General features: G+C 48.0%; 24 protein-coding genes. 13 read left to right on the top strand and 11 right to left on the bottom strand.

Features of this window, described 5'->3' with window-relative positions; all coding sequences use genetic code 11:
• The first annotated feature begins 26 nt into the window (after window positions 1-26).
• From CEQ32_RS21280 to CEQ32_RS21270, 3 genes are read left to right on the top strand one after another with little or no spacing between them, the layout of a single operon-like run.
• Window positions 27-419: a DUF3019 domain-containing protein gene (locus tag CEQ32_RS21280; RefSeq protein WP_192959136.1), complete on the top strand. Its 393-nt coding sequence runs from the start codon at window positions 27-29 to the stop codon at window positions 417-419.
• Window positions 419-1,132, top strand: coding sequence for a winged helix-turn-helix domain-containing protein (locus CEQ32_RS21275; RefSeq protein ID WP_011073412.1), 714 nt, complete (start codon window positions 419-421; stop codon window positions 1,130-1,132). Before CEQ32_RS21280 ends, CEQ32_RS21275 begins: the two co-directional genes overlap by 1 nt.
• 8 nt (window positions 1,133-1,140) lie before the next feature.
• Window positions 1,141-2,406 carry an ATP-binding protein gene (locus CEQ32_RS21270; RefSeq protein WP_088586808.1) on the top strand — a complete coding sequence of 422 codons (1,266 nt, stop codon included), beginning with the start codon at window positions 1,141-1,143 and terminating at the stop codon, window positions 2,404-2,406.
• A 42-nt stretch (window positions 2,407-2,448) separates the two neighbouring features.
• Here CEQ32_RS21270 and CEQ32_RS21265 read toward each other — a convergent pair whose 3' ends face one another.
• Window positions 2,449-2,757, bottom strand: coding sequence for a DUF1289 domain-containing protein (locus CEQ32_RS21265; protein WP_037429746.1), 309 nt, complete (start codon window positions 2,755-2,757; stop codon window positions 2,449-2,451).
• 147 nt (window positions 2,758-2,904) lie between these two features.
• On the opposite strand from CEQ32_RS21265, the gene CEQ32_RS21260 reads away from it, so the two are divergent.
• Entirely contained in the window at window positions 2,905-3,441 is a 537-nt protein-coding gene (locus tag CEQ32_RS21260) for a DUF4136 domain-containing protein (RefSeq protein WP_088586807.1), read from the top strand.
• Window positions 3,442-3,576: 135 nt separating this feature from the next.
• Here CEQ32_RS21260 and cysM read toward each other — a convergent pair whose 3' ends face one another.
• Window positions 3,577-4,455 carry a cysteine synthase CysM gene (cysM, locus tag CEQ32_RS21255; protein ID WP_037429742.1) on the bottom strand — a complete coding sequence of 293 codons (879 nt, stop codon included), beginning with the start codon at window positions 4,453-4,455 and terminating at the stop codon, window positions 3,577-3,579.
• Between the two features lie 209 nt (window positions 4,456-4,664).
• On the opposite strand from cysM, the gene cysP reads away from it, so the two are divergent.
• The 4 genes from cysP to CEQ32_RS21235 all read left to right on the top strand — a co-directional run bounded on the left by cysP (window position 4,665) and on the right by CEQ32_RS21235 (window position 8,698).
• Window positions 4,665-5,672 (top strand): thiosulfate ABC transporter substrate-binding protein CysP, encoded by a 1,008-nt coding sequence (cysP, locus tag CEQ32_RS21250; RefSeq protein ID WP_088586806.1) that lies wholly within the window; start codon window positions 4,665-4,667, stop codon window positions 5,670-5,672.
• A gap of 174 nt (window positions 5,673-5,846) precedes the next feature.
• Entirely contained in the window at window positions 5,847-6,692 is an 846-nt protein-coding gene (cysT, locus tag CEQ32_RS21245; RefSeq protein ID WP_037421358.1) for a sulfate/thiosulfate ABC transporter permease CysT, read from the top strand.
• Window positions 6,693-6,701: 9 nt separating this feature from the next.
• Window positions 6,702-7,571, top strand: a complete 870-nt coding sequence (gene cysW / locus CEQ32_RS21240; protein WP_088586805.1) for a sulfate ABC transporter permease subunit CysW — start codon at window positions 6,702-6,704, stop codon at window positions 7,569-7,571.
• A complete protein-coding gene (locus tag CEQ32_RS21235) occupies window positions 7,568-8,698 on the top strand; it encodes a sulfate/molybdate ABC transporter ATP-binding protein (protein WP_088586804.1) in 1,131 nt (376 codons plus the stop codon). Before cysW ends, CEQ32_RS21235 begins: the two co-directional genes overlap by 4 nt.
• 123 nt (window positions 8,699-8,821) lie before the next feature.
• Here CEQ32_RS21235 and CEQ32_RS21230 read toward each other — a convergent pair whose 3' ends face one another.
• From CEQ32_RS21230 to CEQ32_RS21215, 4 genes are all read right to left on the bottom strand, one after another.
• Window positions 8,822-9,967 (bottom strand): HlyD family secretion protein, encoded by a 1,146-nt coding sequence (locus CEQ32_RS21230; RefSeq protein ID WP_088586803.1) that lies wholly within the window; start codon window positions 9,965-9,967, stop codon window positions 8,822-8,824.
• Between the two features lies 1 nt (window position 9,968).
• Entirely contained in the window at window positions 9,969-10,382 is a 414-nt protein-coding gene (locus CEQ32_RS21225; RefSeq protein ID WP_037429731.1) for a DUF3302 domain-containing protein, read from the bottom strand.
• Between the two features lie 522 nt (window positions 10,383-10,904).
• A complete protein-coding gene (locus CEQ32_RS21220) occupies window positions 10,905-11,387 on the bottom strand; it encodes a hypothetical protein (RefSeq protein ID WP_037429729.1) in 483 nt (160 codons plus the stop codon).
• A gap of 238 nt (window positions 11,388-11,625) precedes the next feature.
• Complete coding sequence (locus CEQ32_RS21215; protein WP_037421380.1) at window positions 11,626-13,113, bottom strand: AAA family ATPase; 1,488 nt, start codon at window positions 13,111-13,113, stop codon at window positions 11,626-11,628.
• A 216-nt stretch (window positions 13,114-13,329) separates the two neighbouring features.
• On the opposite strand from CEQ32_RS21215, the gene purT reads away from it, so the two are divergent.
• The 5 genes from purT to CEQ32_RS21185 all read left to right on the top strand — a co-directional run bounded on the left by purT (window position 13,330) and on the right by CEQ32_RS21185 (window position 21,122).
• Entirely contained in the window at window positions 13,330-14,505 is a 1,176-nt protein-coding gene (gene purT / locus CEQ32_RS21210; protein ID WP_037429727.1) for a formate-dependent phosphoribosylglycinamide formyltransferase, read from the top strand.
• A 220-nt stretch (window positions 14,506-14,725) separates the two neighbouring features.
• Window positions 14,726-16,219, top strand: a complete 1,494-nt coding sequence (locus CEQ32_RS21205) for a DUF3142 domain-containing protein (protein ID WP_088586802.1) — start codon at window positions 14,726-14,728, stop codon at window positions 16,217-16,219.
• Window positions 16,209-18,488, top strand: coding sequence for a tetratricopeptide repeat protein (locus CEQ32_RS21200; RefSeq protein WP_088586801.1), 2,280 nt, complete (start codon window positions 16,209-16,211; stop codon window positions 18,486-18,488). Before CEQ32_RS21205 ends, CEQ32_RS21200 begins: the two co-directional genes overlap by 11 nt.
• A gap of 682 nt (window positions 18,489-19,170) precedes the next feature.
• On the top strand, window positions 19,171-19,731 hold the full coding sequence (locus CEQ32_RS21190) for a hypothetical protein (RefSeq protein ID WP_146128728.1): 561 nt from the start codon (window positions 19,171-19,173) through the stop codon (window positions 19,729-19,731).
• A 356-nt stretch (window positions 19,732-20,087) separates the two neighbouring features.
• Window positions 20,088-21,122, top strand: coding sequence for a transposase (locus tag CEQ32_RS21185; RefSeq protein WP_088586798.1), 1,035 nt, complete (start codon window positions 20,088-20,090; stop codon window positions 21,120-21,122).
• Between the two features lie 348 nt (window positions 21,123-21,470).
• On the opposite strand, the gene CEQ32_RS21180 is transcribed toward CEQ32_RS21185, so the two are convergent.
• From CEQ32_RS21180 to CEQ32_RS21160, 5 genes are all read right to left on the bottom strand, one after another.
• Entirely contained in the window at window positions 21,471-22,424 is a 954-nt protein-coding gene (locus CEQ32_RS21180) for a D-2-hydroxyacid dehydrogenase (RefSeq protein WP_088586797.1), read from the bottom strand.
• Window positions 22,425-22,470: 46 nt separating this feature from the next.
• On the bottom strand, window positions 22,471-23,115 hold the full coding sequence (locus CEQ32_RS21175; RefSeq protein ID WP_011718023.1) for an outer membrane beta-barrel protein: 645 nt from the start codon (window positions 23,113-23,115) through the stop codon (window positions 22,471-22,473).
• A gap of 55 nt (window positions 23,116-23,170) precedes the next feature.
• Window positions 23,171-23,959 carry a co-chaperone DjlA gene (gene djlA, locus CEQ32_RS21170; protein ID WP_037421400.1) on the bottom strand — a complete coding sequence of 263 codons (789 nt, stop codon included), beginning with the start codon at window positions 23,957-23,959 and terminating at the stop codon, window positions 23,171-23,173.
• Window positions 23,960-24,052: 93 nt separating this feature from the next.
• Window positions 24,053-24,724, bottom strand: a complete 672-nt coding sequence (murU, locus tag CEQ32_RS21165; protein ID WP_088586796.1) for an N-acetylmuramate alpha-1-phosphate uridylyltransferase MurU — start codon at window positions 24,722-24,724, stop codon at window positions 24,053-24,055.
• Window positions 24,721-25,812 (bottom strand): aminoglycoside phosphotransferase family protein, encoded by a 1,092-nt coding sequence (locus CEQ32_RS21160; RefSeq protein ID WP_088586795.1) that lies wholly within the window; start codon window positions 25,810-25,812, stop codon window positions 24,721-24,723. The genes murU and CEQ32_RS21160 overlap by 4 nt, the downstream gene beginning before the upstream one ends.
• Between the last annotated feature and the right edge of the window lie 46 nt (window positions 25,813-25,858).

Raw genomic sequence — 25,858 nt, 5'->3', positions numbered from 1 at the left:
CAAGAGTGACGCCCCTTCATATTAGGATGCTATGCATATTCGGTCAAAGCGTTAGCTTAATGGGACCGACTCATGCACTTGCCGCTCCAAATGAAGAGTCAAAATTAAAACTGACCCCTGAAATCTGTATCACGGGGGATGAAAATCAAGCCTGTGAAATCCGTGTAGAGTTGCAGTGGCAACTCGCTAAAAATGAGCTGGTTTGTATCTTATCTGACAACAATGCCTATCCTAAATGGTGCAGCGAATCGCTAGAACAACATGAAATCACATTGAATGTCAGTACGCTAAACGATATTCACTTTGTTCTGGTCAGTAAGGATACCAACCAAACACTGGCTGGAGCCAAATTAAAAATCACGTCGACCTCGCAGCCTCAGGTGCGCAGACGTTACCGTAACCCTTGGAGTTTATTTTAATGACGAATCCACAATCACCCCACAGAGTGTTATTGGTTGAAGATGATGTCCGTCTTGCGAATTTAATCGTAGATTATTTGAAATCCCACGGCATGCACGTTGAAGTAGAGCGTCGTGGCGATACAGTGTTAACCCGCTTAATCAACTATAAGCCTGATATCATCCTGCTAGACATTATGTTGCCAGGAATTGATGGTCTTAGCCTGTGCGAAAAGTTACCCGATTACTTTGCCGGCCCGATCCTGTTGATGAGTGCCTTAGGCTCGAGCGAAGATCAGATCAAGGGACTAGAACTCGGTGCCGACGACTATGTGGTTAAACCCGTTGATCCTGCCCTGCTGGTTGCCCGTATCAACAACCTATTACGCCGCCAAAACCAACCGCCTCAGGCCGAATCCCATTGCCTGACTTTTGGTAAACTCAGTATCGATCCCCATACCCATGCAATTCGACTCGACAACAAAGAAGTCGACCTCACCAGCCATGAGTTTGAACTCCTGTGGTTACTGGCATCACAGGCAGGACAAGTACTGAGTCGTCAATATATCTATCAATTACTGCTCAATATTGATTTTGATGGTAAAGACAGAAAGATCGATGTGCGGATCTCAAGACTTCGCAAAAAGCTCAACGACAATATTGAGACCCCCTTCAGAATCAAAACCGTTTGGGGACAAGGCTATCTCTTCGCCCCTGAGGCCTGGAACAACTAAGAACTCCCGTGAAACGTCTCTTTATCAGCTTATATTTACTGCTGAGTCTCAGTTTTCTGGGCATAGGCTGGACACTGGACAGCCTATGGAAGAAAAATGTAGATGAAAATAATCCCTTAGATGCTCCTCTGGTTGCATTTGCCCAGCTGTTGACCCAGCTTCCAGAGGAGAGCCGCCACGATTACTTAGAAGTACTCACAACCGATAATCAGCTGCCGTTAAATCTACTCAGTCCAGATCAAATTGCACTGGCGAAAGATCAAGTTCTGACGCCCAATCATGTAGTCACCACCACGACCAGTGAGGGCGAACAATTCCAGTTTATTCAGGTAGGTGAACAAGTATTAATGGCGGGTCCTATTGAGATAGACCCCAGAGCCGATCTGCGTAATTTATTCACTCTGTTTTTCTATTTGTCACTCGCACTCGTCGCTTTGATTTGGGTTGGACCACTCTCGCGAGACTTAAGCATATTGCGTAAGGCCACAAAGGATTTTGGCGAAGCCAAATGGGACACTCGCATCAATCTCTCGAACCGCTCTCAGGTAAAACCCTTAGCCAATACCTTTAATGAAATGGCGCGACATATCAGCGCATTGATTGAAAACCAAAAACATTTGTCCAATGCGGTTTCCCACGAGATTCGCACGCCCCTTGCGCGACTTAAATTCGCCCTCGCCTTAATGCCCATGTACTGCCAACCTGACTCTGACGAACAAAAGCGTCAGGATTTTCTCAATGAAATGCAGCTCGACATTAAGGAAATGGAAAACCTACTGCAAGAATTACTCACCTACGCCAGTTTAGAATCCCAGCGTGAAATGCCTCTAGATGAATACGATCTTATCACCTTGATTAATCAATCCATTAAACGTTTAAGTGCATTGAGTGAAACCCCAATAACCTTGCATACAGATATAGAGACCCTGCCCTTATTTGGCGAACCAGCATTGATTGAGCGAGCACTGCAAAATCTACTGACCAATGCACAGCGTTTTGCTCGCCATCAAATCTTGATTGAAGTCAGCCAAACCCAGCAACGGGTAACACTAAGTGTGAGCAATGATGGAGAGCCTATCCCAGAGGTGGATTTACCTAAAGTGTTCGAGCCCTTTTACCGCAGCCAATCGGTGCAAAATGGTAATAAGGGTCATGGTTTAGGTTTAGCGATTATCAAGCGGATCATGCAGCGTCATCAGGGTGAGGTCAATGTCACCAGCCATCCAGCCCAGACGCGTTTCACCTTAAGCTGGCCGAAAAAGCGGCAAATTTAGCGCCTCTAGTTTGTATCATCTTATCAAAAAGGCTCATAGAGATTATTCGTCGAGAGCAAGATCGCCTAAATCCAACTCTGCGGCGGTCTGTGGCGCAAAATCAAGCTGTGGATTAAGCGCCGCTCTCTCCTGCTCAAGCGCTTGCTGACGCGCCTTATACAAGGCCAGCTCCCGCCGACGTTTCCGTTGATGACATAAACGGATCACATCATGTTTTTCTGCATCGGTAAAATGCAACCAATTAAACCGCTCATCACGACTGCGTAGGCAACCTTTACAATAGCCCCGCGCATCGGTTTGGCACACACCTATACAAGGGCTTGGAATATCGAAAAAGGCTAACTGTTCCATGATCTTGGGCTACTCTGCCAGTTTAAGTACGTAAAATGTGTGACCTTCTATACTTAACAAAAATCAAACACTTTTCACTAAATTACTTGCAGTCTTACTGTTAATCAAGGCACATTGAATACTGTTCGTACAATTTGGAGTGCAATGATGAGATACAAATACATCGCCAGTTTGTTCATCGCCACGGTCTTTTTAAGTGCTTGCAGCACTAAGCCGAAAAACGATTACGATCTCAATTATAACTTTAAGGCATTGCAGAGTTTCTCGCAGCTTGCTCCACAGCCCAACAACGATCCGCTCAGTGCCCAGCGTATTCAAACCGAAATCACCCAGCAATTAAGCCAAAAAGGCTTTACCGAAAATGCTTCTTCCCCCGATTTTAAAGTCGCCTATGGCTTACTGACCCAAGACAAGCCTAAAGACTCAGGTCTATCTATAGGCTTAGGCACGGGCAGTTTTGGCCGTTCTGGCGGCATTGGCATAGGCACCAGCGTTGGCGTGCCTCTTGGCAGTGACACAGCAAAAATTCAAACCATTCAAATTGATATTATCGATGCTAAAACCAATAAGCTGATTTGGCGCGGTACCGATAGTTTCGATTTTGATGCGGGCGGCGATAAAAAAGCCCAAGACACCGCTAAGGCGGTAAGCCGGATTTTGGCGCAGTTTCCACCGCAGCCATAATCATTGGGCCATGATGATTTAAGCGATGCTTGAAACTATGAGGGCTTAAGCAATAAGTGATTAAAATGGGCGATACACGCCCATTTTTATTGCAGAAGAAATCCCAAATGCGAGGAACAGTGGATAAAACGCGGCTTAAGAAAATAGCCCAGATGATAGATAACGGTCGCCCCTATCGCACACAATCGCAACCACAACGGCCCCCGGATTCTGCCTCGCTATCTCAAGCGCTGCAAATACCGCGCCTCCAGAACTCACGCCAGCACAAATACCTTCTTCACGCGCTAAAGTTCTTGCCATGGCTTTGGCATCTTGCTCTTCTATATCCATCACGGCATCGACACGGGCGGCATCAAAAATACCCGGTAAATATTCCTGCGGCCAGCGGCGAATCCCCGGAATAGAACTACCATCAGCGGGTTGTAGCCCGACAATGGTGATATCGGGGTTGCGGCTTTTTAGGTATTTCGACACGCCCATAATGGTACCTGTGGTACCCATGCTGGAAACAAAGTGAGTGATCTTGCCTTGGCTCTGCTGCCAAATCTCTGGGCCAGTTGTGAGAAAATGCGCATTTGCGTTATCTTGATTATTGAACTGATCCAGTACCTTACCTTTGCCTTGAGCCTGAAGATCTAAGGCCAAATCCCGCGCAGCTTCCATATTGTCCACCAGCAGCAGCTCGGCGCCATAAGCCTGCATGGCATCCTTACGCTCTTGGGTCGAATTCGACGGCATAATCAGGATCATCTTGTAGCCTTTAATCGCTGCGGCCATCGCTAAGGCAATCCCAGTGTTACCACTGGTGGCTTCAATCAAAGTATCACCAGGGGCGATTTCTTGGCGAAGCTCCGCCTGGTTAATCATATTCAGTGCGGCACGATCCTTTACCGAGCCAGCAGGATTATTGCCCTCTAGCTTTAACAGTACCGTAGAGCTCCCGCAATCCAACCGTTGCAGACGAACTAGCGGCGTTTGCCCGATACAGGCTTCAATAGTCATAAAGTCAGACACAGGGTTTATCCTTTATTTGATAAAAGCAACTCGCATAGGGATATTTTAAGGGGCTTGGCCACAACAAACACGATGAATATCACCTATGGCATACAATTAATTGCTCATAGTTATTCAAAAAAGTTCTATTTAACTAGCTTTTTATAAGTAAAAACTTCAATTACTCTATCTCTATACCCTGACACAGTTGCCAGATTAAGGAGCACAAAATGCCAGTAAAATTCACTAAGGCCCTGCTAGGAACCCTATTACTGGGCGCTTCCCTCAATGCCGCAGCCGCCGATCAGACCTTACTTAATTCCTCTTACGATATCTCACGGGAATTATTTAGTGCCTATAACCCAGTATTTGCTAAACATTGGCAAGAAAAAACCGGTAAAACGGTTGAAATCAAGCAATCCCATGCAGGTTCTTCAGCGCAGGCTCGCTCGATTCTGCAAGGCTTACCCGCAGATGTGGTGACTTTTAACCAAGTCACCGATGTACAAATTCTGCATGATCGCGGCAAGTTGATCCCTGAAAACTGGCAACAACTGCTGCCTAATGCCAGTTCACCTTACTACTCTACCATTGCGTTTTTAGTGCGTAAGGGCAATCCAAAACAAATCAGCGACTGGAATGATTTAGCTAAAGATGACGTTAAGCTGGTGTTCCCGAATCCAAAAACCTCGGGTAATGCTCGTTACACTTATTTAGCCGCCTTAGGTTATGCCCAGAAAAACTATGGCAAAGATAATCAGGCTTCTTTAGATACGTTTTTGAAAAAGTTCCTTGGTAACGTTGCCGTATTTGACACAGGCGGCCGTGGTGCAACCACTTCGTTTGTTGAGCGTGGCATCGGCGATGTGTTGATCACCTTCGAATCTGAAGTTAACAATATTCGTCAGCAATATGGCGCCGATGATTACCAAGTTGTCGTGCCTAAAACCTCGATTCTGGCAGAATTCCCCGTTGCCGTAGTAGAGAAAAATGCTAAGCGTAACGGCACGCAAGAATTAGCGACCGAGTATCTAACCTATCTCTACAGTGAAGAATCGCAACGTTTGTTAGCCGGATTTAACTACCGCGTTCACAATGAGAAAGTGGTTGCCGAATTTACCAAACAGTTCCCTGCGGTTGAGTTAATGACCGTTGAGCAAATCATTGGTAACTGGGACAACGCGATGAAGACCCAATTTGCCAATGGAGCTAAACTGGATCAGTTATTAAAGCGTTGATCATCCGCTTGGGTACCTAAGTCATCAAACCTACAACCCGGGCAATGTCCCGGGTTTTGTGGTTATATCGCAATAAAGATAAACATCAGCAGTCTTTATCGCGATTGAGCAATAACGTGCTAATGGCATAATAATATTGGATTAACTCCATTAACCTTATCGGGTGGTTATTCAGTGATATTTAATAATGGGCGCTTACGCCACAAGCGGGTTTTGCCGGGGTTTAGTATCAGCCTGGGTGTGTCTTTGCTGTTTGTCAGCTTGATTCTCTTGCTCCCCACCACAGGCCTGATTATGCAAACCAGCCAGATGAGCTGGGCCGAGTATTGGGGCGTGATTACCGATCCCCGCGTACTAGCAAGCTACAAAGTCACTATCTTGTCGGCACTGGCCGCCTCCCTATTTAACTGTCTTTTCGGGCTATTACTCGCCTGGGTATTGGTTCGTTATGAGTTTCCAGGTAAACGCCTCCTCGACGCCTTAGTCGATTTACCCTTTGCCTTACCGACAGCCGTCGCGGGTATTACCTTAGCCACTCTCTATGCTGAAAATGGTCAGATTGGTAGCCTATTGGCCGAAATTGGCATCAAAGTGGCCTACACACCATTGGGGATTGTGGTCGCGATGATCTTCACCAGTATTCCCTTCGTGGTGCGCACCGTCCAGCCCGTATTGGAAGAGTTATCCAACGATGAAGAAGAAGCTGGCATGACCTTAGGCGCAACCGATAGCGCGGTGTTTTGGCGGGTGATTTTGCCCTCTCTGTGGCCAGCTTTAATGGTTGGCACAGCACTGTCTTTTACCCGCAGTCTTGGAGAATTTGGCGCGGTAATTTTTATCGCCGGTAATATGCCCTACATCAGTGAAATCACCTCATTGATGATCTTTGTTCGCTTACAGGAGTTTGATTTTGCTGGCGCAAGTGCCATTGCATCTATCGTGCTGATAACATCTTTACTGCTGTTACTGTTGATTAACCTGTGGCAAGCGCGTTATTTACGCCGTATTCACGGCCGATAAGGAGCCACCATGAACTCATTTAAACCTTTAAGAGTCGGTGAAGCGCCCCTGATAAAATGGAGCCTGATCACCCTTGCAGTCTTCTTGGCCATGGTGTTATTACTGCTGCCGTTAGTCAGTATTTTCCAGCAAGCCTTTGTCGGTGGCTGGGAGCGTTATATCGAGCATCTGAGCCAACCCGACTCACTCCACGCCATCGGGCTGACCCTGATAGTCGCGGCGCTCACTGTGCCGATAAACTTAGTGTTTGGGGTACTGCTCGCTTGGAGCGTGACACGCTTTGAGTTTCCGGGGCGTAAGTTACTGATCACCTTAATTGATATCCCCTTTGCGGTATCCCCCGTGGTCGCAGGCTTACTCTACTTATTGCTTTACGGCAACAGCGGCTGGCTTGGCGCTTGGCTGTTCGAACACGATTTACAAATCATGTTTGCTTGGCCAGGGATTTTACTGGTAACGATATTTGTCACTTGCCCCTTTGTTGCCCGAGAATTAATTCCCTTGATGCAGCAACAGGGTGCATCGGAGGAAGAAGCCGCAGTCATCCTTGGTGCCTCATGGTGGCAACTGTTTCGCCGCGTGACTCTGCCCAATATCAAGTGGGCACTGATTTATGGGGTGATCCTCACCAACGCTAGGGCTGTGGGTGAATTTGGTGCTGTTGCCGTGGTATCTGGCAATATCCGTGGTGAAACCAACACCTTACCTTTGCATGTGCAATTACTTTACGAAGATTATCAGGCCGAAGCCGCCTTCGCGAGCGCGTCACTGCTTGCCTTGATCGCCCTATTTACCTTACTGCTAAAAGCCTTAGTAGAGTGGCGCCAACAACGCAGCTTATCCGCCAATGACAACCAAGAGCAGAGCCAATCATTATGAGTATTCGTTTAACTAATATTTCCAAAAAATTTGGCCAATTTCAGGCGCTCTCGCCGCTCAATCTGGATATTCAAGAAGGCGAGATGATAGGTCTTCTCGGGCCTTCCGGCTCGGGTAAAACCACCCTATTGCGGATTATTGCTGGCCTTGAGGGCGCAGATAGCGGCCAAATCCATTTCGGTAATCGCGATGTGACCCAAGTGCATGTGCGCGACCGCAGAGTGGGGTTTGTATTCCAAAACTACGCCTTATTCCGCCATATGACGGTCGCCGATAACGTCGCCTTCGGGCTCGAAGTGATTCCCAAAAAACAGCGCCCGTCTAAGGCTGAAATCCAAAAACGCGTCAGCCATTTACTCGAAATGGTGCAACTTGGGCACCTAGCCCAGCGTTACCCTGAGCAGCTCTCTGGCGGTCAAAAACAGCGTATCGCCTTGGCCCGCGCCTTAGCGACTCAACCCGAAGTACTGTTACTCGATGAACCCTTTGGCGCCCTCGATGCCAAGGTGCGTAAAGAACTCCGCCGCTGGTTACGCAGTCTTCACGATGAGCTGAAATTCACTAGCGTGTTTGTTACCCACGATCAGGACGAAGCCTTAGAGCTTTCCGATAGAGTGGTAGTGATGAGCAACGGCAATATTGAGCAAGTGAATACTCCCATTGAGTTGTATGCCCAACCCAACAGCCGCTTTGTGTTTGATTTTTTAGGTAACGTCAATCGATTTGAGTCGAGCTGGCAGCAAAACCGTTGGACCAATGGTGACGCCTTCTTAGTGCCTCCTGAGCAAACAGCATTGCAACAAAACGGCGCGCTCTATGTACGCAGCCATGAGCTAGCACTGGCGGATAAGCCTAACAGCCAAGCGCATATTCCGTTTACGATTGTAGCGATAACCCCAATTGGCGCTGAAGTGCGTGTCGAGCTGGCGCCTATCGGCTGGCAGAGTGAAGAATTATGGGAAGCCAAATTTACTCACCACCACCTGCAGGAGTTAGGCTTACAAAAAGGCCGTGTGGTCTACGCCACCCCTAGAACGGGTTATTTCTTTGCTGAACAAGGTGATGGTTCGCCTATCCGTCAAAGCTGGCCCTTCCTGCCACCGGGCAGCTTAGCCTTTGATATTTAATCACAGCCCGCATTTACCTGCGGCATACAACAAAAAAGCGCTGACAGTCTTATCAGCGCTTTTTATTAACTCTCGAACAGCTTAAAAACGAGATTCAAGCAAAGTAGTTAGATTAAAACTCCACTAGTGCCCATCGAAGAACAGGTAATTTAGCCAGCCTTGCATCCGCAGCAGCACTTTACGCATCACAGCCACATGGTGAAAATGCTCTGTATACACAGCCACTTGTCCAGCAACCCCTGCAGGGAATTGACGGCGTATCGCATCGTCCTCAATATCGATTAATACGATAACCCGACCCGTTTGGAATAGCTGATTCGACGACTGCAGCATGCCATTCATCTGAATTTCCCCTTCGGCCATCGCGGGTAATACCTTAGCGACTTTACCCTTAAACACTTGTCCAGGCGCCGCATCGAGCACGACTTCAGCCTCATCACCTTCCTGCAAACGTAGCAGTGAATTTTGCCAGAATGCACCGGCAAAATACCGCTGCTCATCGGGGATAAAGCTCATCACGGGCCGCAAAGGTAAGGGAACCGCCATCGCCCCTGGGCGCAGCGCCATTTGGGTGACGATGCCATCGGCTGGAGCGCGCACAATGGTTTGTTCCAAATTATATAAGGCATTATCAAGATCGCCCTGCAACCCAGCAACCTTTGAATTCACCCCATCCACATTTGACTCATAGGCAAGACGTGCACGTAACTCTTCCGCTTGCGCCGCGGTAAGTTGTGCTTCAGAGGCTAAATACAGTTGACGTCGATTGTCTAACTCCAGCGCAGTAAAGGGAGAGTTAGCTCCACCTTTACGGTGACCTTGCTCATAACGATCGTAAGCCGACTTATTGCGCTCTCTATCAGCAGCAACTCTTACCACGTTTGCCCTGGCTGTTTCCCATGCGGCCGCAAGTTGTGGCACTTCCTGCTCTGCCGCTAACAACGCCGCTTTTTTCGTTTTAACAACAGCTTCGTAAGGGGTTGGGTCAATGCGAAACAGCACATCCCCTTGTTTAATCGACGTATTTGATTTGACTTCAACAGACGTTACTATGCCTTTCACTGCGGGCGTAATAGGGATAGTCACATAGTATTCCCGTGCAAAACGTGAATAGGGGTGGTTGTAATTCATGATCAGCAACAGCGCCCCAATGAGCACCACACCACCAAGTACTGCGGTTGGCACTGTCCATTTATTCATCGGGATCTTAAACACTTTAAAAATCACAATGCAAAAGGAGGCATAGGTTAATATCAATAGTAAATCCATGTTATACCTCCGCTTTTTGGCTTACGACAGTGGAAGTTGCAGCAATGGTCTCAACGCTTGCAGCTGTCGGGGTGGCAATGGGAGCCGATTCAAGTTGCTCAAGTTTTGCCTGTAATGCCAATACCGTTTCTCTTAGCGCTTTTACATCATCCTCTAATGCTTGTTCGCGCTTCATCACAGTGCTAAATCCCCAGCCCCGATCCTCTCGATACAAGGTCGCCCAAATCCATAAAAAAGGCCAAATGGCATGTAGCGTGAATAAACTGACCCAGCCCGCAATATGCAATGCATCCTGCTGGGGATGATTGCGCTTTTTCGCAATTTCATAGGGAATGTCGTGAATGGCAATCACGCCATAAAAAATCACCACTATGACAAAAAACAAAATGCCTAAGGCAAAATAATCCAGAAACATGCTGAGCTCCCACTCCCTTCCCATTCCTTATTTCGGTAAAACATCCTTTACCAAAATCGCTCTTTGCCACACAGTGTCTTTCAATTTGAGACACCATATAGTTCTACACCAGAATGACAAATTCGCAACAAAACCATCCAAATAGCTTGATCAAAAACACAATGGTTTATTGCGATGCGACAAATGGCATCCAAGGAAAGGTGGCCAGTGTCGACAAATTACTATCGCCAAGATATGAATTATGGCTTGCCAAATACAGCAAGCGACGAGACTGGGATAGCTCAAAAGCCTAGGCCTTTATGTCTTGTATCGAAAAAAGGCTAGCGTGAGTGAGCAACGCGTAAAGTAAGCAAAGACGAGATTTGCAGATAGGTAATGTCAGCTTAGATTTCTATGGGGTTACTCCCGATGTAGAGGCGAGCAAACCAAGGCTGGATAACGATATCACGGCTTCAGTCTGAGCATTAACCCAAGAATCACAACATCCAAGCGTTTGATTTAAAAGCTTTAACTTCAAGCGAGTTAGCATCGTTCTTGCCACTGACTTTCAACTAAATTGAACTCATAGTGGCTGTCATGGGGAGCGATATGAGCTTTTAATTTAAAGCTTTGGCCACCTGCCGCAATCCAGCACTTGGAGAACCATTCGATAAGCGCGTTGGTTGCAATCTGCCAAGGGTCAAGATCTTCATCCTTGTCGATATATTCCTCTTCAAACTCATCGGGATAGACATGGTCGATATCGAGCAAACTTGGATTGACTGGTGATGGGTATGCAGCCTTGCCATCGAGTTCCACAAAATACTCGATGTTATCTTTATCCATAAAAAATACCCGCACCGGGAATTGGGATGAAAAACGATCGACAAAGACTTCAAACGCCAGCGTGGCCACCTCTTGGGGATAGTCATGCTCAATCAGTTGCTTAAGAATGGGCTGTAACTTATCGGTGAGCTTGGCTAAGTAGCCACCGACTTTTTCTGTAAACTCTTGCTCGAAACTCATCTCTATCCCTGCTTATCATGCTGTACAACACAAACGGCAAATATTACTCACACTAAAAACTTGCCATTAGAAACTGAAAAATAATCCATATTCACCAGCAAGTTAACATCGACTGTGATGATACCCAACTCTTTCCCCAATCAAAAGCCAACACTAAAATCTAAAGTCGCTTTATGGCGGATAAGAAGCGATGCCCCACAAGCCGCCACATATAAATCAGCGATTATCAGCCCAATTGCTACTCATGTGCATTGACTGTGCGCCCCGCAGCCCATTGTCTTAGGGCATTAATCTTATCGCCCATCACTATGGATAACGGTTTGGTTTTGGTCAGTTCTTCTAACAACATGTCTTGATCAAGCGTTCGCGCTAAACTGCGGGCGCTGTACATAGCGGCGATCACCGCCTGCTCGATTTCAGCCCCCGAAAACCCTTGGCTATGGCGTGAAAGCTGCGCAAGGTCGAGCCGAGTCACATCGATACCGCGGCGCTGGCAATGGATCAAGAAAATTGCTTTGCGTATAGCCTCATCGGGTAAATCGACAAAGAAGATTTCATCCATTCGCCCCTTACGCATCAGCTCGGGCGGCAGGGCTTGAATATCGTTAGCGGTGGCGACCACAAACACCTCAGACTTACGCTCCGCCATCCAAGTTAATAGTGTGCCAAGAATGCGGGTCGAAGTGCCCTCATCACTGCTACTGCCGCTTAAGCCTTTCTCTATTTCATCAATCCAAAGGATGCAAGGAGACATCATATCGGCCAATTCGAGAGCGTTACGCAGATTCTTCTCTGTTTCACCTATGTATTTGTTATATAAGGCGCCCATATCGAGTCTGAGCAAGGGCCGCTGCCACACACCCGCCACCGCTTTGGCCGCAAGACTTTTGCCACTGCCCTGCACTCCGAGTAATAACACCCCCTTTGGCGCATCGGGTTGTACCGCAGCCTTGGCATCGGTGGTTACCTGCACCGCTGGCGCGCGCTGTTTTAACCATTTTTTGAGATTATGTAATCCAGCAATCTGCGAAAAATCACTGGTGTCGTACTCAAATTGCAATATGCCATTAAGATCGAGCAGCTGGAATTTGGCTTTATTAATCAGATCCACATCTGAGTGAGTAATGGCGCCATCATCCACAATCGCTTTATGGATCAATCGTCTGGCATCATCTAAGGTCACACCGCGCAGGTTTTCCGCCAGTTTAATCACGGCTTTATCATCCACATTCAATGGCATGCCTTGGGTGCGCACTTTATCCACCTCAAGATAAATCAGGTTCTCAAGCTGCGAGGTACTCGGCAGGGTAAGCTGAAAATAGGCGCAGTAACGCTTAATTTCGGGCGGGATCTCAAAGGCATGACTCACTAGCACCAGCGTATGTTGCAGCGCATCGTATTCGAGGGCGATTTCTTTCAGCAGACGGACATTCTTTGGCGCATCAATCACAAAGGGATGAAAATCACAGAGCACATAAATCCCCTGCTGGGTCGTCGCTTTAATCTGCCCCAAGATATCGCTGGGTTCAGTATTAAATTTCTGTGCAGGCATCGGCTTATCAACCCGCGTAAGCCCTTGGGTAATACTCCAAGTAAATAGCGGCTGATAGAGTACATTCGCGATTCGCTTAAGCATGTCAACAACACGATATTCTTCATAGGTTTCAATCACCACTATGGGCGTTTTAGAGCGTAGTACAGCGGTCAAATCGCGAATGTCTTGCATATCTTAAGTCCATAATCCGTTATGAAACCAAAAGTTAACATAAAACCAGCGACTGAACAGGACTTTTACCATGTCAAGCACTAATCCCCCTTAAATAGCTTGATCAAAAACACAGTTGTTAATTTCAGTCTCATGCTTTGCCGCCAATCGGGGTAGACTATGGCGTAAGAACGTCCCAAGGCGTCAATTATCCCAATATAAAAAGGTACCCACACCATGATAGGAACTCCTTACACCGAGGGCGCTCGACGCGCCATGTTGCTTGGCTGCGGTGAGCTAGGTAAAGAAGTCGCCATTGAGTTACAACGCTTAGGTGTTGAAGTGATAGGCGTTGATCGTTATCCCAATGCCCCCGCCATGCAAATAGCCCATCGCTCCCATGTAATCAATATGCTCGATGCCAAGGCCCTTCGCGCCGTTATTGAGCTAGAAAAACCCCACTTAGTGATCCCCGAGATTGAAGCTATTGCCACTCAAACCCTAGTTGAGATGGAGGCCGAAGGCCTCAATGTCGTGCCGACCGCGCGCGCAACTAAGCTCACTATGGATAGAGAAGGCATTCGCCGCCTCGCCGCTGAAACCTTAGGTTTACCGACGTCGCCCTATTTCTTCTGCGACACTGAAACCGAATTTAATCAAGCGATTAGCAAAATTGGCGTGCCCTGTGTGGTCAAACCCGTGATGAGTTCATCGGGCAAGGGCCAGAGTGTTATCCGTGATGTATCCCAAAGCGCCAAAGCTTGGCAATACGCCCAAGAAGGCGGCCGCGCGGGCGGTGGTCGTGTTATCGTTGAAGGCTTTATCCCCTTCGATTACGAAATCACCCTATTAACTATTAGTGCAGTCAACGGTATCCACTTCTGCGCGCCAATTGGTCATCGACAAGAAGACGGCGACTACCGCGAATCATGGCAGCCTCAAGCCATGTCGGCCGACGTGCTGGCAAAATCCCAAGCAATCGCCAGCAAAGTAGTCGAAGCCCTCGGTGGTTACGGCTTATTTGGGGTCGAGCTGTTTGTGAAGGGCAGTGATGTGTACTTCTCAGAAGTCTCACCTCGTCCGCACGATACCGGCTTAGTCACCTTAATTAGCCAGGATTTATCCGAGTTTGCACTGCATGTCAGGGCGATTCTTGGCCTGCCGATCCCGAATATCCACCAACATGGCCCCAGCGCCTCGGCGGTAGTATTGGTGGAAGGCAAATCGAAAAACATTCGCTATCAAGGTCTTGCCGATGCCTTGGCAGCGGAGAATACTCAGCTCAGATTATTCGCTAAGCCTGAAATCGATGGTCGCCGCCGTTTAGGGGTTGCCCTCGCCCGCGATAAAGATATCGAAAGCGCAGTCAACAAAGCGCTGGATAGTGCATCTAAGGTAAAAGTGATTTTCTAGGCATGAATGCTTAACAACTGCCAATACCTTGGCGATAATGACTGCGCCCAGCCTGTTGCTGGGCGCGTTATTAAGGCATTTTAGCCGAGTTAACCGCCATCTCTTATTCAGTCAAATTGATTTCGCGTCTAATGCAAAAGCCTGATGCAATCCAAGGTGGTTTTGAGGCATAGTAGCCCTCTATTTGGCACAATCCACGCTAGGCTTTTACTCTTATCCCATGGATTTACGTAGTCGTTATTCCACTCTCTTTCACTCTAAGCGCTTTCACTCTAGACGCTTTCAGTCCAAGCACTTTGAGCCCAAGCACTCAAAATCCTTGCAAGCGATACATCGCACCCTTTTCCTTTTGCTCAGGTTATCCCAGTTACTGGCGTTATCCTTTGGCTTAGTTTTCCTTAGCGCCTGTCAACCTGCGAATCAAGATACATCGAGCATCAAAACAGCCACCACCGCCCCGCGTGAATTAACCCAAGAGGTATATGTGTGGCAGCGGCAATGGCGCGATGCCAATCAAAGCGCCTTGGTCGAAAGCCAAAACACCTTTAATGGCGTTCGCATCCTAGCATTGCAAGCCCATCCCAAACCCAATGGCGCGGATATCTGGTTTGAAGTGCAGGTCAACCATACCTGGTTACAGGCCGATCCTCGCCCTAAAGTGGCGGTGATAAGATTAGATGGCCAACTAACGCGCCTTAATAATCGCGAAGCTCTCCAAAAAATCCTCGCGCTCATTCAAGACTGGCAGGCAAAGGGCACAAGGCTTGCGGGAATTGAAATCGATCACGATAGTGCCAGCAGTAAACTCGCTGCCTATAACGCTTTTTTACGCGAGTTAAAAAGCCAATTACCCCACACGCTTAAACTCAGCATTACCTCATTGCCCGCTTGGTTGAGCAGCCCAGAATTTCCGGCGTTGTTTGACAATATTGATGAGCTGGTACTGCAAATTCACAGTGTCAGCGACCCACGTTTAGGGCTGTTCGACGCCACCCAAGGTTGGCAATGGGTCGAGCAGCTGTCACGGTTAGCTAAGGTGCCCTATCTCATAGCCCTGCCCTCCTACGGCTCGGCGGTGTATAGCACGGCAGCGGGTTATCGAGTGGAGAGTGAAGTGCCGATGCAAATGCCTTTGGCAGACACTGCATCTTCGCAGCATATTGCGCGGCAGGAGTTGATGGCCGATCCTCTGGTGTTGCAGTCCTTCGTTAAAAAACTGCACACCTTTGCCGACCCAAGGCTTAAGGGAACGATTTGGTTTCGATTGCCCCTCGAAGGGGATAAACGGGTTTGGCCACTGTCGACCCTGATTGCGGTCGCCCAGCAGCAACCGCTCGCCCCGCACATTGAGCTAGAAATCTTAAGCCAAGCCAATACCGAGTCGCCCCAACAGGAGGCGCCGGGAAGCCGCTTATTTCAACTGGTGTTAGTCAATAAGGGCAATCTTGCGGGCAAGTTACCGAGCCAGTTGTCCCTAGCGGCGCAGGCGTGCAGCGGGTATGATGCCCAAAACGGTTATCAAGCCAAATTAACCCAAGGAATATTAGTGTGGCAGTTACCGCAAGCCACCTCAAAGGAGCGCGCAGCCGCACCAGCCTCCTCGCAGTTTGCGCCGAATTTAATCTCAGCGATCGAGCTAAGCCCAAATGGACGCAGAGTCATAGGCTGGGCACGTTGTAAGTCATTACATTTACAGGGAATTTATGCGCCATAAGTCAAATTCATTGCCAGCGAAGGCTATTCCTCGCTGGAAAACCAAATTAAAACAAACCAGCCTGATTGGGTTAAGTCTTTTCTCCCCTGCGCTATTAGCCTGCGGCCCAGACTTTCCGCTGCAATTAACCCAAGACAGGCAATACAACTTAAGCTATTTACCGCAAACCAGCTTTAGCCAGCAAATCAATGGGCTTGCTAAGCCGTTAGCTTGGCAATTTCAAGATGAGCCTGCGGCGCAGGAGTATCTTTGGGATGAGGCACACAGTCGCTATCTTTCCCAGACTCGCGCTTATGAAAACAGTGAGTTATCCGAGGCTCAACTTGCGCAAGTTAATAGCCTGCGTGATGCGCAAAGCTTGGCAGAAGCCGAGCAAATCGCCGCGCAGTTAAAAGAAATCTTACCATCCGCCTTAACGTGGTACAGCCTTGGCGCCATGGCGTTTGATGCCAAAGAGTACGATAAAGCCAGCGATTACTTTAAAAAGGTCATCGCCCTACCTGAGAGTGAGCGTGCGGGTCGCAGCCTGTGGGCGCTGTATAGCTTGTCTCGTATCGAGCTGATAAAGAGCAAAACCGCCAACGATAATAGCCATTTTGTCCAAGCCAATGCTTACTTGCAGCAACTACAAACTGAGGTGACTCAAGGTGCCGCCGATCCGCTGCGCTTGAGCTTAGCCGGCCTTGGCGAGCAGGCTTATATTCTGCTGCATCAAGGCCAAGCTCAAATTGAAGTCACTCGTGGGGAATATGAGCCGCCAAAAATTGATGTGGCCTTAAATCCCGCCACGCTGGATAAGATTATTGAGCTATATGCCACTCAATCGGCCGAGGGCGACAGCAGCGGTTATGATTCGCTGTTGATGTTAAGCCGCACCTTAATGGCGAAAGATATCACTGAGATTAAGCCCTTATTGCAGCAACCAAGTGTGCAGCAGTTGCTTATCGCCTACTGGCAGAGCAGCGCCAATGACTTCGCCTTTGATGGACAGCTTACAGAAATGGGGCAACAGGTCGCTAAAACGCTGACCGTCTTCCCAACCGATGGCCTCATGCTGAGCCAAGGCGATAAGTTAGCCGCGATTTACTATCAGTTGGGCGACTATGCCAGTGCCGAGCGCCTCATTGCCCTCGCTAAACCCAGCGGCCTGACTTGGTGGCTCACGGCCAAATTAATGATGCAAAAGGGTGATCAAGCCCAAGCCGCTAAGGCCTATGCCGAAGCGGTGCGCCATTTCCCAACGGATATGAACGCTGCTACCGCAACTACCAGCCAACAGGATGCTCAGCAGCAGGCCATTGAAGCCGATGCAGAGCAAGCCACCTATTGCCGTATTCGCGCCGAGCAGGGCGTGCTATCCCTTGAACGGGGCGAATATGTCGATGCCTTAAACCAACTGTTCGCCAGTGGCGATGAGTATTGGCAGGATATCGCCTATGTGGCCGAGCGCGTGCTCACCACCGCCGAGCTTAAGCTGTTTGTCGACGAGCATGTGCCGGTAATGAACTTCGAGTATCCCAAGGACAGCGATTGGTACGACAGTGTCGAGCCACTCAATAATCGCCTGCGTTACTTACTGGGTCGTCGCTTACTGCGTGAAGGCGCGATTGCCGAAGCGCCAGCTTATTTCAGTAATCCCACACTTAATGCCAATGTGCAGGAGTATGGCAAGGCATTGACCACAGCCAAGAGTAGCAAGGGCATTGAGAGTGCCCGCGCCTATTGGACTGCCGCCGAACTCGCGCGTCATCAAGGAATGGAAATCTTAGGCTTTGAATTAGCGCCGGATTATTCGATTTATGCTGGAATGTTCGACCTAAGAGATTGGTATGCAGCGGATAAGCTCAGTGATAAAGAGCAGCAACGCATCAGTGCCAGCCAAGCGATTCCCGACAAACGTTTCCACTATCGCTACCAAGCCGCCGAACTAGCAAGCAAGGCCGCCGATCTCGTGCCCCACAACAGCCAAGCCTATGCGGCGTTATTGTGCCAAGCCACAGGTTGGGTGTTATATCGCGATGATGAACTCGCCCAACGCTACTATAAAAAATACGTCGCCAACGGCCCCTTTGTGCCTTGGGCGGAGAATTTTGGTACTCAGTGTGAAACCCCAGACTTTGACCGCGCCGTCGAACGGGAAAAGGCCAACCAAATCGCCGAGTGGAATGCGATTTACCACAAACTGAAAAAGCCTGTGGCCGTTAGTTTTGCCATCATAGCCGCCCTACTCGGCGCTTACGCGTGGCGCAGAAGAAAGCGTAAACAGTAAAAACACAAAGCGCCTTTCTTATCACCAAAGAAAGGCGCTAAAGCAGAGCTGATGAATTGCTGGAGTACAGGGAGAATTGCCATTGTTTTCCCAGTGACACGCCATGAATATGTCCTTATAGGCTCGACGGCGGCATCTGTAACACATGTAAGTGTAAATGTCGCGTTCACATGGATGTGAAAGAGTGGCCATGCCGCCAACGGTCACTGTTGCAACAATGGCAATCTTTACGACCATCGAACTGTTCATTTGGCTAAAAAGCTAATGCCCCATTTAGTGTTTCGGCTCGTTAGCTCAATCGAAAATTCCCACACCTGATGCCATACATATTCTTATCTATTTGCCTATGTTTGGCCTTACCAAAAATCGGCTAACAATGATGGGTATACAGTCATATTTAAATTTAGGTGTTTTGGTATGATTTTTAGACAATATCAGTGCACATTAACTCCATCTGCAAAAATAAAACGCTATAAAATCAGGTGAATATAGTAACTGAATTTTAGTTAATAGGTTTGGAAAACGCGCATGCGCGTTTTTCCAGATAGTGTATTTGGCAGAAAGCTGATAAGTTCTTTGCATACAGGTAGTTAACAGTGCGCGTTTTTGCTGGTCTAACGAGATAAACAGCGCAGCGCATAAATACTAAGAAGTTAGCTAAAAAGGTAAAGTTATGTCTCACATGTTTGATATAGCAGAGTTAAGGCAAAAAATATTTCTTGTACAAAACTTAATACATGCTAGCGAGCCCTTTGTAAAAAAGCATTGTATTGGCGTAAAACAGTACGAAGAAGTTTATGATAGGTCGTCTTATTTAGTAATGCTTAAGTCAATGATTAGCAGTAGTGTAGTTGAGATATCTATCAAGCTAAGAAGCTTGGATGACTCAATGAAGCGTAACGATAAGTCTTATTCAATTGATCATTCACCCAAAGACTTTGTTTTATGTATTTGTGGAGATAAAGAGGTTAGTTTTCGAGAGTCATGCAATAAAATAATCCATGCTGATGGCTTTTATTTAGATATTCAATCATCTAATAGTTGCCATGAGGATTTAAAGTGGTGGGGTGGTTTTATTCGTGTTCAGGGTTTTAAGTTTCAAAACGAGAAAAATGAACAAAAATGGGAATATTTAGTTTCTCTTTATGATTGGTGTAATGAGGCGCTACGTTTCATCAATAAAATTGAACCGAAAGCAATTAGTATTCAAGTACAGTCAGAAGATGTGGCATATTTTAGCTAACAAACGCCTCAAGAGGGACTGTCAACGCGTTGCGTTTCCAGTCCCATTGAGCCGCGGTGGTTATGGCTGTTGTGTTTGAGTTTAGGCGGGCGTTAGCCAAAATGATATCCGAATATGCAGCAAGTTGAGTTTGTGTTAGGTTTAACTTCATATACTCTTGAGATGTAAAGGTTGATATGGATTGTTTTGGTGATGAAGCCAGAGAGAGAATGGTAAGACGGTACGATATAACAGCTATTGCGCATGTTAAACTTCTTAATAATTATTAATAGCGGGGACAGCCATATCTTTTTGTGTTATTCAGCACCTTCAACTAGGCTTTAAAATATCCTGATTTTGTCTGTGTGGAGTTTGCGATGACTTCGGCAAGAAGACAGCTAATTGATGCTAATTCAACGCCCTTCTACCATGTGATAAATCGCTGTGTTAGAAGGGCTTTTTTGTGCGGCGAGGATAAGTTATCTGGACGTAGTTACGAGCATCGACGTGGCTGGATAGTTGATAAAATCAAAGCCTTGTCTGCGATATTTTGTATCGATATTTGCGCCTACGCGGTGATGAGTAACCATTACCACTTAGTGCTTAAAATAGATGTCGATAAGGCCAAATCCTTAACGCAAAAAGACATTATCAGCCGTTGGTGCCAAATCACTAAAGGCCATGCAATTGCTACTAAGTATATGCATGGTGATGCTTTAATCGAAGGTGAACGCATGTTACTCGATGGCTTAATTACCGAGTGGCATGAACGATTAAGCAGTATTTCTTGGTTTATGCGTTGTTTAAATGAGGAAATTGCTCGTAAAGCCAATCGAGAAGATGAGTGTAAAGGCGCCTTTTGGGAGGGGCGTTTTAAATCGCAAGCACTGTTAGATGAGCAAGCCCTGCTCGCGTGCATGATGTATGTGGATTTAAATCCCATTCGAGCAGGAATTGCCGATTCTTTGCAATCCTCTGATTTTACATCGATTCAGGAGAGAATTAACTCGCTAGATTCACCCAATCGCCCATTAGCTATCTCAAAGCTACAAACTGACTTCTCAACTAATGAAGCTCATATTCCCCACAAGTCTCTGGTCCAATTCGATGGCGCAGCTCACCTGAATCAGCAAGTGGGTATTCCGTTTCACTTTGCCGATTATCTCGAACTGATTGATTGGACAGGCCGCGCCATCCGCCTTGATAAGAAAGGCTATATCGATAATCAACGACCTAAGCTACTCAATGAATTAGGTATTGCGCCCGATGCGTGGCTCACATCAGCCAAAGAGTTTCGTCGTCAATACAGTGGCATAAGTGGTCGATGGGATAGCATGTGTGAATTTAAAAAGCAGCATAACAGCGGCAAATGGTGTAAAGGTAAAGCCTCAAGCCAAGCGTTACATCCTTAAGTTGCTCACGACTCAGCGTTTAGGATTATTTTTGTTTATCCGAAATGGAGATAATTTCGCGCAAAACATAGCACGCTTTTGTCCAAAAAGCGTGCTATGTATTTCTTTAAAACTTACAGATTACGCCGATGCTAAATAGGTGAGCCATGGAGGTTTGCGAGACGACCGTCCGCCCCACGGACGGGGCGGTCGAGCATCCAAGGATGGACTTGCTGCGTGTCGGTGAGCGAATGCCATGGCGCACCTATCAGTTGGTGCCAACATTTTTAACTACCTACGATCCCTGCATAATTTACGCTGGAGTAGCAGCCTATTCCCTTTAAACAGAAACAAGCTAACCCACAGGCCTTATGGATTCACCCAATTAACTCGCTCGCCAGCTAGATAAGCGCTGAGATTTGCCGTTGCGATATTAAGTAGGTTCTGCCGTGCTTCTTTGGTCGCCCAAGCATTGTGGGGGCTGATACTGATATTGGGTGCTGTTAGTAGCGGATTATCTGCACTTGGTGGTTCGGTTGAGAGAACATCGACGCCGGCAAAGACTTTGCCCTGCTTTAATGCCGTAGCCAGCGCGGCCTCATCGATTAAGCCGCCGCGTGCGGTGTTGATCAGTAGCGCCTGCGGCTTCATTAATTCAAGGGTTTGGGCATTAATCAGCTCGGTGGTTTCAGGGGTAAGTGGACAGTGGAGCGAGAGAATATCGGACTCCTTGAATACCGTATCGCGGGATGTCCAACTCACGCCTTGAGGCAAATCGCTAGGTTCAGTGCGGGTATTTACTAATACCTTCATGCCGAAAGCTAAAGCGAGTTTAGCCACCTGCTGACCAATATCCCCATAACCAATTAAGCCTAAGGTTTTGCCTTTGAGGGATTGCAGCGGCATTAAGGTAAAACAAAAGTCACTGCAATTGCTCCATTGCCCTGCGGCAACGGCTTGATGGTGCGCCGCAACCGCTTGCGTGTGATGCAAAATATGGGCAAACACCATTTGTGCGACGGCATCGGGACCATAGGCGGGCACGTTGGTGACCACTATGCCTAACGCTTTTGCGGCGGCAAGATCTACCACGTTAGTGCCGGTGGCGAGCACGCCGATATATTTAAGCTTAGGCAGTTGGGCTAAGGTGTTGGCATCGAGGGGCGTCTTGTTGGTGAGCACGATCTCCGCATCCTGAGCACGGGGGATAATCTCCGCCGAGGGCGTGCGGGCAAAACAGCTAAATTCCCCTAATGCGCTGACCGCTTGCCAGGTTAAATCCCCTGGATTTAAGGTTTCACCATCGAGTACGACTATTTTCATCTTTACCTCTTAACTGCGTTTGCGCCTTGCCCATAAAGCAGGAAAATTAAAAACTGAGTTTGACCCCAAGATTGGCTTGCACTTGCCACATTACATCCGATGTGACATGCCATAAGCATTGGTCTTCATTACAAAAAAGTGAGGTGTCACTGTCGATAAAGGTCGCGTAGCCACGCAGATCCGCAAACAACGCAAAGTTTTGCATCATACGATATTCGACGCCACCACCAATGCCCATGGAGAAACGGGTTTCCGTTGACCAATCATCGGGCATCATCCGAGTCACCCCGGCACTGGCGGTAATGTAGGGCTGAAAATCGCCACTTGGGAAGAATAAAGTGCCGCCAAGGTGGATATAGTCCACATCTAAGGAGGCGACTAAGTCTGGGGTAAACAGGCCCCCGCTTTTCAGCTCGGAGGATTGGCGACTGTAGAGCAGGTAAATATTGCCGGGATCGTTAGTGCCAATCCCTAACATGAGGCCGTAATGGCTCGCCTCTTCGATACCCACACTCTGCTTATTATTGGTTTCAGCGTTGTTAGCATCGAGTTCATTGATATCGAACGAGCTGCCGCCAAAGCTGTAACCACCGTAGGGGGCGACAAACAGCTCGGGTTCGGCATAGGTTGGTAATGCGAGGGTTAGAGGTAATAAACCTGCAATCACACTTAATCGGTTAACGTATTTCATCTTAATCCCTTATCTATCGTTATTATTCCTTGCGTCGACAACGTTAACCGAAGCATTAGCGCATGCCGCGCTCCGATTTCACTCTGTCGTACGCAGCTTGGATATCCTGCGCCTTACGATTGGCAATTTCCATCATCTCGGGTGGTAACCCCTTAGCAACCAATTTATCGGGATGATGTTCGTTCATCAACTTACGATAAGCCCGCTTGACCTCTTGATCCGTTGCCTCGGCATTAATGCCGAGCAAATGATAGGCGTCGGTAATCGAGGTTTTATTTCCATTAGAGGTTTGGTGGAAACGGTATTCCGCTTGCCAACGTTTAAGTAATTCATCGAGTTGCCCACGACCATAACCTAACTCTTGGGCCACCGTCATCAGAATTGCATGTTCTGCGGCATCGAGCTCACCGTCCGATAGGGCGGTTTGAATTTGGATCTCGATAAACATTTGCACCAGTTCTTGACGGCCTTGGGTCACAGCGCGAAAGGCTTGCAGGCTGCTACGCAGGTCAAAGTCAGGCTCTTTACCCTCACGGAACGCCTGCTGCGCCTCTTTACGGGCTTCACCTGTTAAGCGCATCTGATCCATCAACATAGTCGCGATACGAATATCGGTCTCAGTCACTCGACCAGACGCCTTGGCCACATGGCCCATCACGGCGAAGGTGGTGTTAAAGAATATCCCCTGTCGATTCTTGGCTTGACCTAGGATCTGACTAAAACTGGCGCCACCACTGGCGCGCTTGTCGTAGAGATGACCAAGCCATAAGCCCAGTAACGCACCGAAAATACGGCCAAACATAAACCCGATAACAAATCCAAAAAACTTACCCCAAAGGCGCATCTTAATTCCCAATTTGATAATTTATTCAGTCACTCAATCGACATTGCGAGTGAAACCGTTCACTCAGGGCGCTAAACGTTAGTCGATATGCCATTACGCTAGCGCGGACTCCAATGCTTGCAGACGCGCAATCGTCCCAACATCGCACCAGAGTCCATTAAAGTGTGCTCCGGTGATCAGGCCATCGGCCATTTTAGCCCGCAGCAAAGGCCCAAGGGCAAAGGCACCATTCGGCGTGCCATCAAATAATGATGGGCGATATAAGCCCATGCCAGAGAAAGTGTATTTTTGCTCACCCTGTTCACGTACAAGGCCCTGCTCCAAGGCAAAGTCACCGTTAGGATGTTGCTCGGGATTCGGCACCAACCATAAATGCGCCAGAGCTGTATCCGCTAAGGGGACAATCGTCGGCAAGGCATCGATAAACACATCACCATTGAGCACTAAAAACGGTGCATCCGAGTCGCCATCCGTTATCAGCAGAGGCAAGGCTTGTTTAATTCCGCCACCGGTCTCGAGTGCCGATGCTTCGGCGCTATATTGGATCTTGACCCCAAAGGCATGACCATCCCCTAAGGTTTCGACAAGCTTATGCCCAAGCCAAGCGTGATTTATCACGATATCCACGATACCCGCCGCAGCTAACTTCTCGATATGGTACACAATCAGCGGCTTACCTAACACCGGTACTAGGGGTTTTGGTAAAGAGTCAGTCAATGGGCGTAAACGCTCTCCCCTGCCTGCCGCCAGGATCATCGCCTTCATTGCTTGTCTCCCTGCTGAGTATCCTTTCCCTTGGCCGCAAACGCAGGCACAACGCGCGATTGCACCCAAGCGGAAAACGGTGCCAACTCAGGATAAACACTGGCAATATCCACAATGTAGGACAAGGTTAACGGAATATCGGCCATATAGGCGGGCTTGTTATCACGATAGTGTAAACGGGCAAAAATACCCGCGGCCTTGATATGGCGCTGCAGCCCCATTAAATCAAACCAAGTTTGGTACTGGGTAAAGGATGTCTGCGCCGGAATTTGCCCTAATTCAAGCACTTGCTGATAATGCTGCTGCATTAATTCCAGCACCATGGTTTGCGGCCAACGGATATAGCAATCCCGCAGTAAAGACACAGCGTCATAGGTCACAGGGCCTAACACCGCATCTTGAAAATCAATTACGCACAGCTCACCCTCTTTTAGCATCAAGTTACGGCTATGGAAATCCCGGTGCATCCCCACTTTTGGCTGAGCGAGGGCATTTTCTACTAAGAGGCCAAAACTCTTCTCCAGCAGTAAGCGTTCCTCATGGCTAAGTTCGAGCTGTAAATGCCTCTCTAACAGCCACTCGGTAAAGATCCCCAGCTCACGGCGCACAAACGCCTCGTCATATAAAGGCAAGGGCTGCGTGTTGCCTGTGACAGGATCAAAGCTCTCAACCACTGAGGCGACTTGAGGCAATAATGCCAATGCGCGGCGGTAATAATCGGCGACATTATCGTCCGTAAGTACAGACAATAACTGAGTATCCCCCAGATCGCTCAGAAGCATAAAACCTTGCTCGGCATCGGAAGTAATCACTTTTGGAACTGTCAGTCCCGCCGCCGCATAGCCACTGGCGAGGGCGATAAAAGGCGCGATAGGCACTAAGGCGGGCGGAGAATCGGCGACAATATAGCTAGCATCACGCGCAACGACGCGGAAATAGCGTCTAAAACTAGCATCACCCGAAATCAATATCGGGGTCACATCATAGGAAAAATAACGGTTCAGCCACTGATTAAGGGAAATAAATCTCGGATCGGATAAAGTCATTTCATGGCTCTTATAGAAAAATTGCTTTATTATAGCTGGCATATAATTTGGAAACAGCTAAGAAATTGAGAGATTTATTTGCTGCGTT

Source organism: Shewanella sp. FDAARGOS_354 (assembly GCF_002209245.2).
In the GTDB taxonomy this organism is placed as follows: Bacteria; Pseudomonadota; Gammaproteobacteria; order Enterobacterales; family Shewanellaceae; genus Shewanella; species Shewanella xiamenensis.
Note: the sequence above shows the minus strand (reverse complement) of the source record. Positions and strands in the feature narration are given on the sequence as shown.

Bases quoted from the DNA above. Each gene is read 5' to 3' on its own strand.
- CEQ32_RS21280 (WP_192959136.1), top strand. From the start codon at position 27: ATGCTATGCATATTCGGTCAAAGCGTTAGCTTAATGGGACCGACTCAT.
- CEQ32_RS21275 (WP_011073412.1), top strand. From the start codon at position 419: ATGACGAATCCACAATCACCCCACAGAGTGTTATTGGTTGAAGATGAT.
- CEQ32_RS21265 (WP_037429746.1), bottom strand. From the start codon at position 2,757: ATGGAACAGTTAGCCTTTTTCGATATTCCAAGCCCTTGTATAGGTGTG.
- CEQ32_RS21260 (WP_088586807.1), top strand. From the start codon at position 2,905: ATGAGATACAAATACATCGCCAGTTTGTTCATCGCCACGGTCTTTTTA.
- cysP (WP_088586806.1), top strand. From the start codon at position 4,665: ATGCCAGTAAAATTCACTAAGGCCCTGCTAGGAACCCTATTACTGGGC.
- cysW (WP_088586805.1), top strand. From the start codon at position 6,702: ATGAACTCATTTAAACCTTTAAGAGTCGGTGAAGCGCCCCTGATAAAA.
- CEQ32_RS21235 (WP_088586804.1), top strand. From the start codon at position 7,568: ATGAGTATTCGTTTAACTAATATTTCCAAAAAATTTGGCCAATTTCAG.
- CEQ32_RS21230 (WP_088586803.1), bottom strand. From the start codon at position 9,967: ATGGATTTACTATTGATATTAACCTATGCCTCCTTTTGCATTGTGATT.
- CEQ32_RS21225 (WP_037429731.1), bottom strand. From the start codon at position 10,382: ATGTTTCTGGATTATTTTGCCTTAGGCATTTTGTTTTTTGTCATAGTG.
- CEQ32_RS21220 (WP_037429729.1), bottom strand. From the start codon at position 11,387: ATGAGTTTCGAGCAAGAGTTTACAGAAAAAGTCGGTGGCTACTTAGCC.
- CEQ32_RS21215 (WP_037421380.1), bottom strand. From the start codon at position 13,113: ATGCAAGACATTCGCGATTTGACCGCTGTACTACGCTCTAAAACGCCC.
- purT (WP_037429727.1), top strand. From the start codon at position 13,330: ATGATAGGAACTCCTTACACCGAGGGCGCTCGACGCGCCATGTTGCTT.
- CEQ32_RS21205 (WP_088586802.1), top strand. From the start codon at position 14,726: ATGGATTTACGTAGTCGTTATTCCACTCTCTTTCACTCTAAGCGCTTT.
- CEQ32_RS21200 (WP_088586801.1), top strand. From the start codon at position 16,209: ATGCGCCATAAGTCAAATTCATTGCCAGCGAAGGCTATTCCTCGCTGG.
- CEQ32_RS21190 (WP_146128728.1), top strand. From the start codon at position 19,171: ATGTTTGATATAGCAGAGTTAAGGCAAAAAATATTTCTTGTACAAAAC.
- CEQ32_RS21185 (WP_088586798.1), top strand. From the start codon at position 20,088: ATGACTTCGGCAAGAAGACAGCTAATTGATGCTAATTCAACGCCCTTC.
- CEQ32_RS21180 (WP_088586797.1), bottom strand. From the start codon at position 22,424: ATGAAAATAGTCGTACTCGATGGTGAAACCTTAAATCCAGGGGATTTA.
- CEQ32_RS21175 (WP_011718023.1), bottom strand. From the start codon at position 23,115: ATGAAATACGTTAACCGATTAAGTGTGATTGCAGGTTTATTACCTCTA.
- djlA (WP_037421400.1), bottom strand. From the start codon at position 23,959: ATGCGCCTTTGGGGTAAGTTTTTTGGATTTGTTATCGGGTTTATGTTT.
- murU (WP_088586796.1), bottom strand. From the start codon at position 24,724: ATGAAGGCGATGATCCTGGCGGCAGGCAGGGGAGAGCGTTTACGCCCA.
- CEQ32_RS21160 (WP_088586795.1), bottom strand. From the start codon at position 25,812: ATGCCAGCTATAATAAAGCAATTTTTCTATAAGAGCCATGAAATGACT.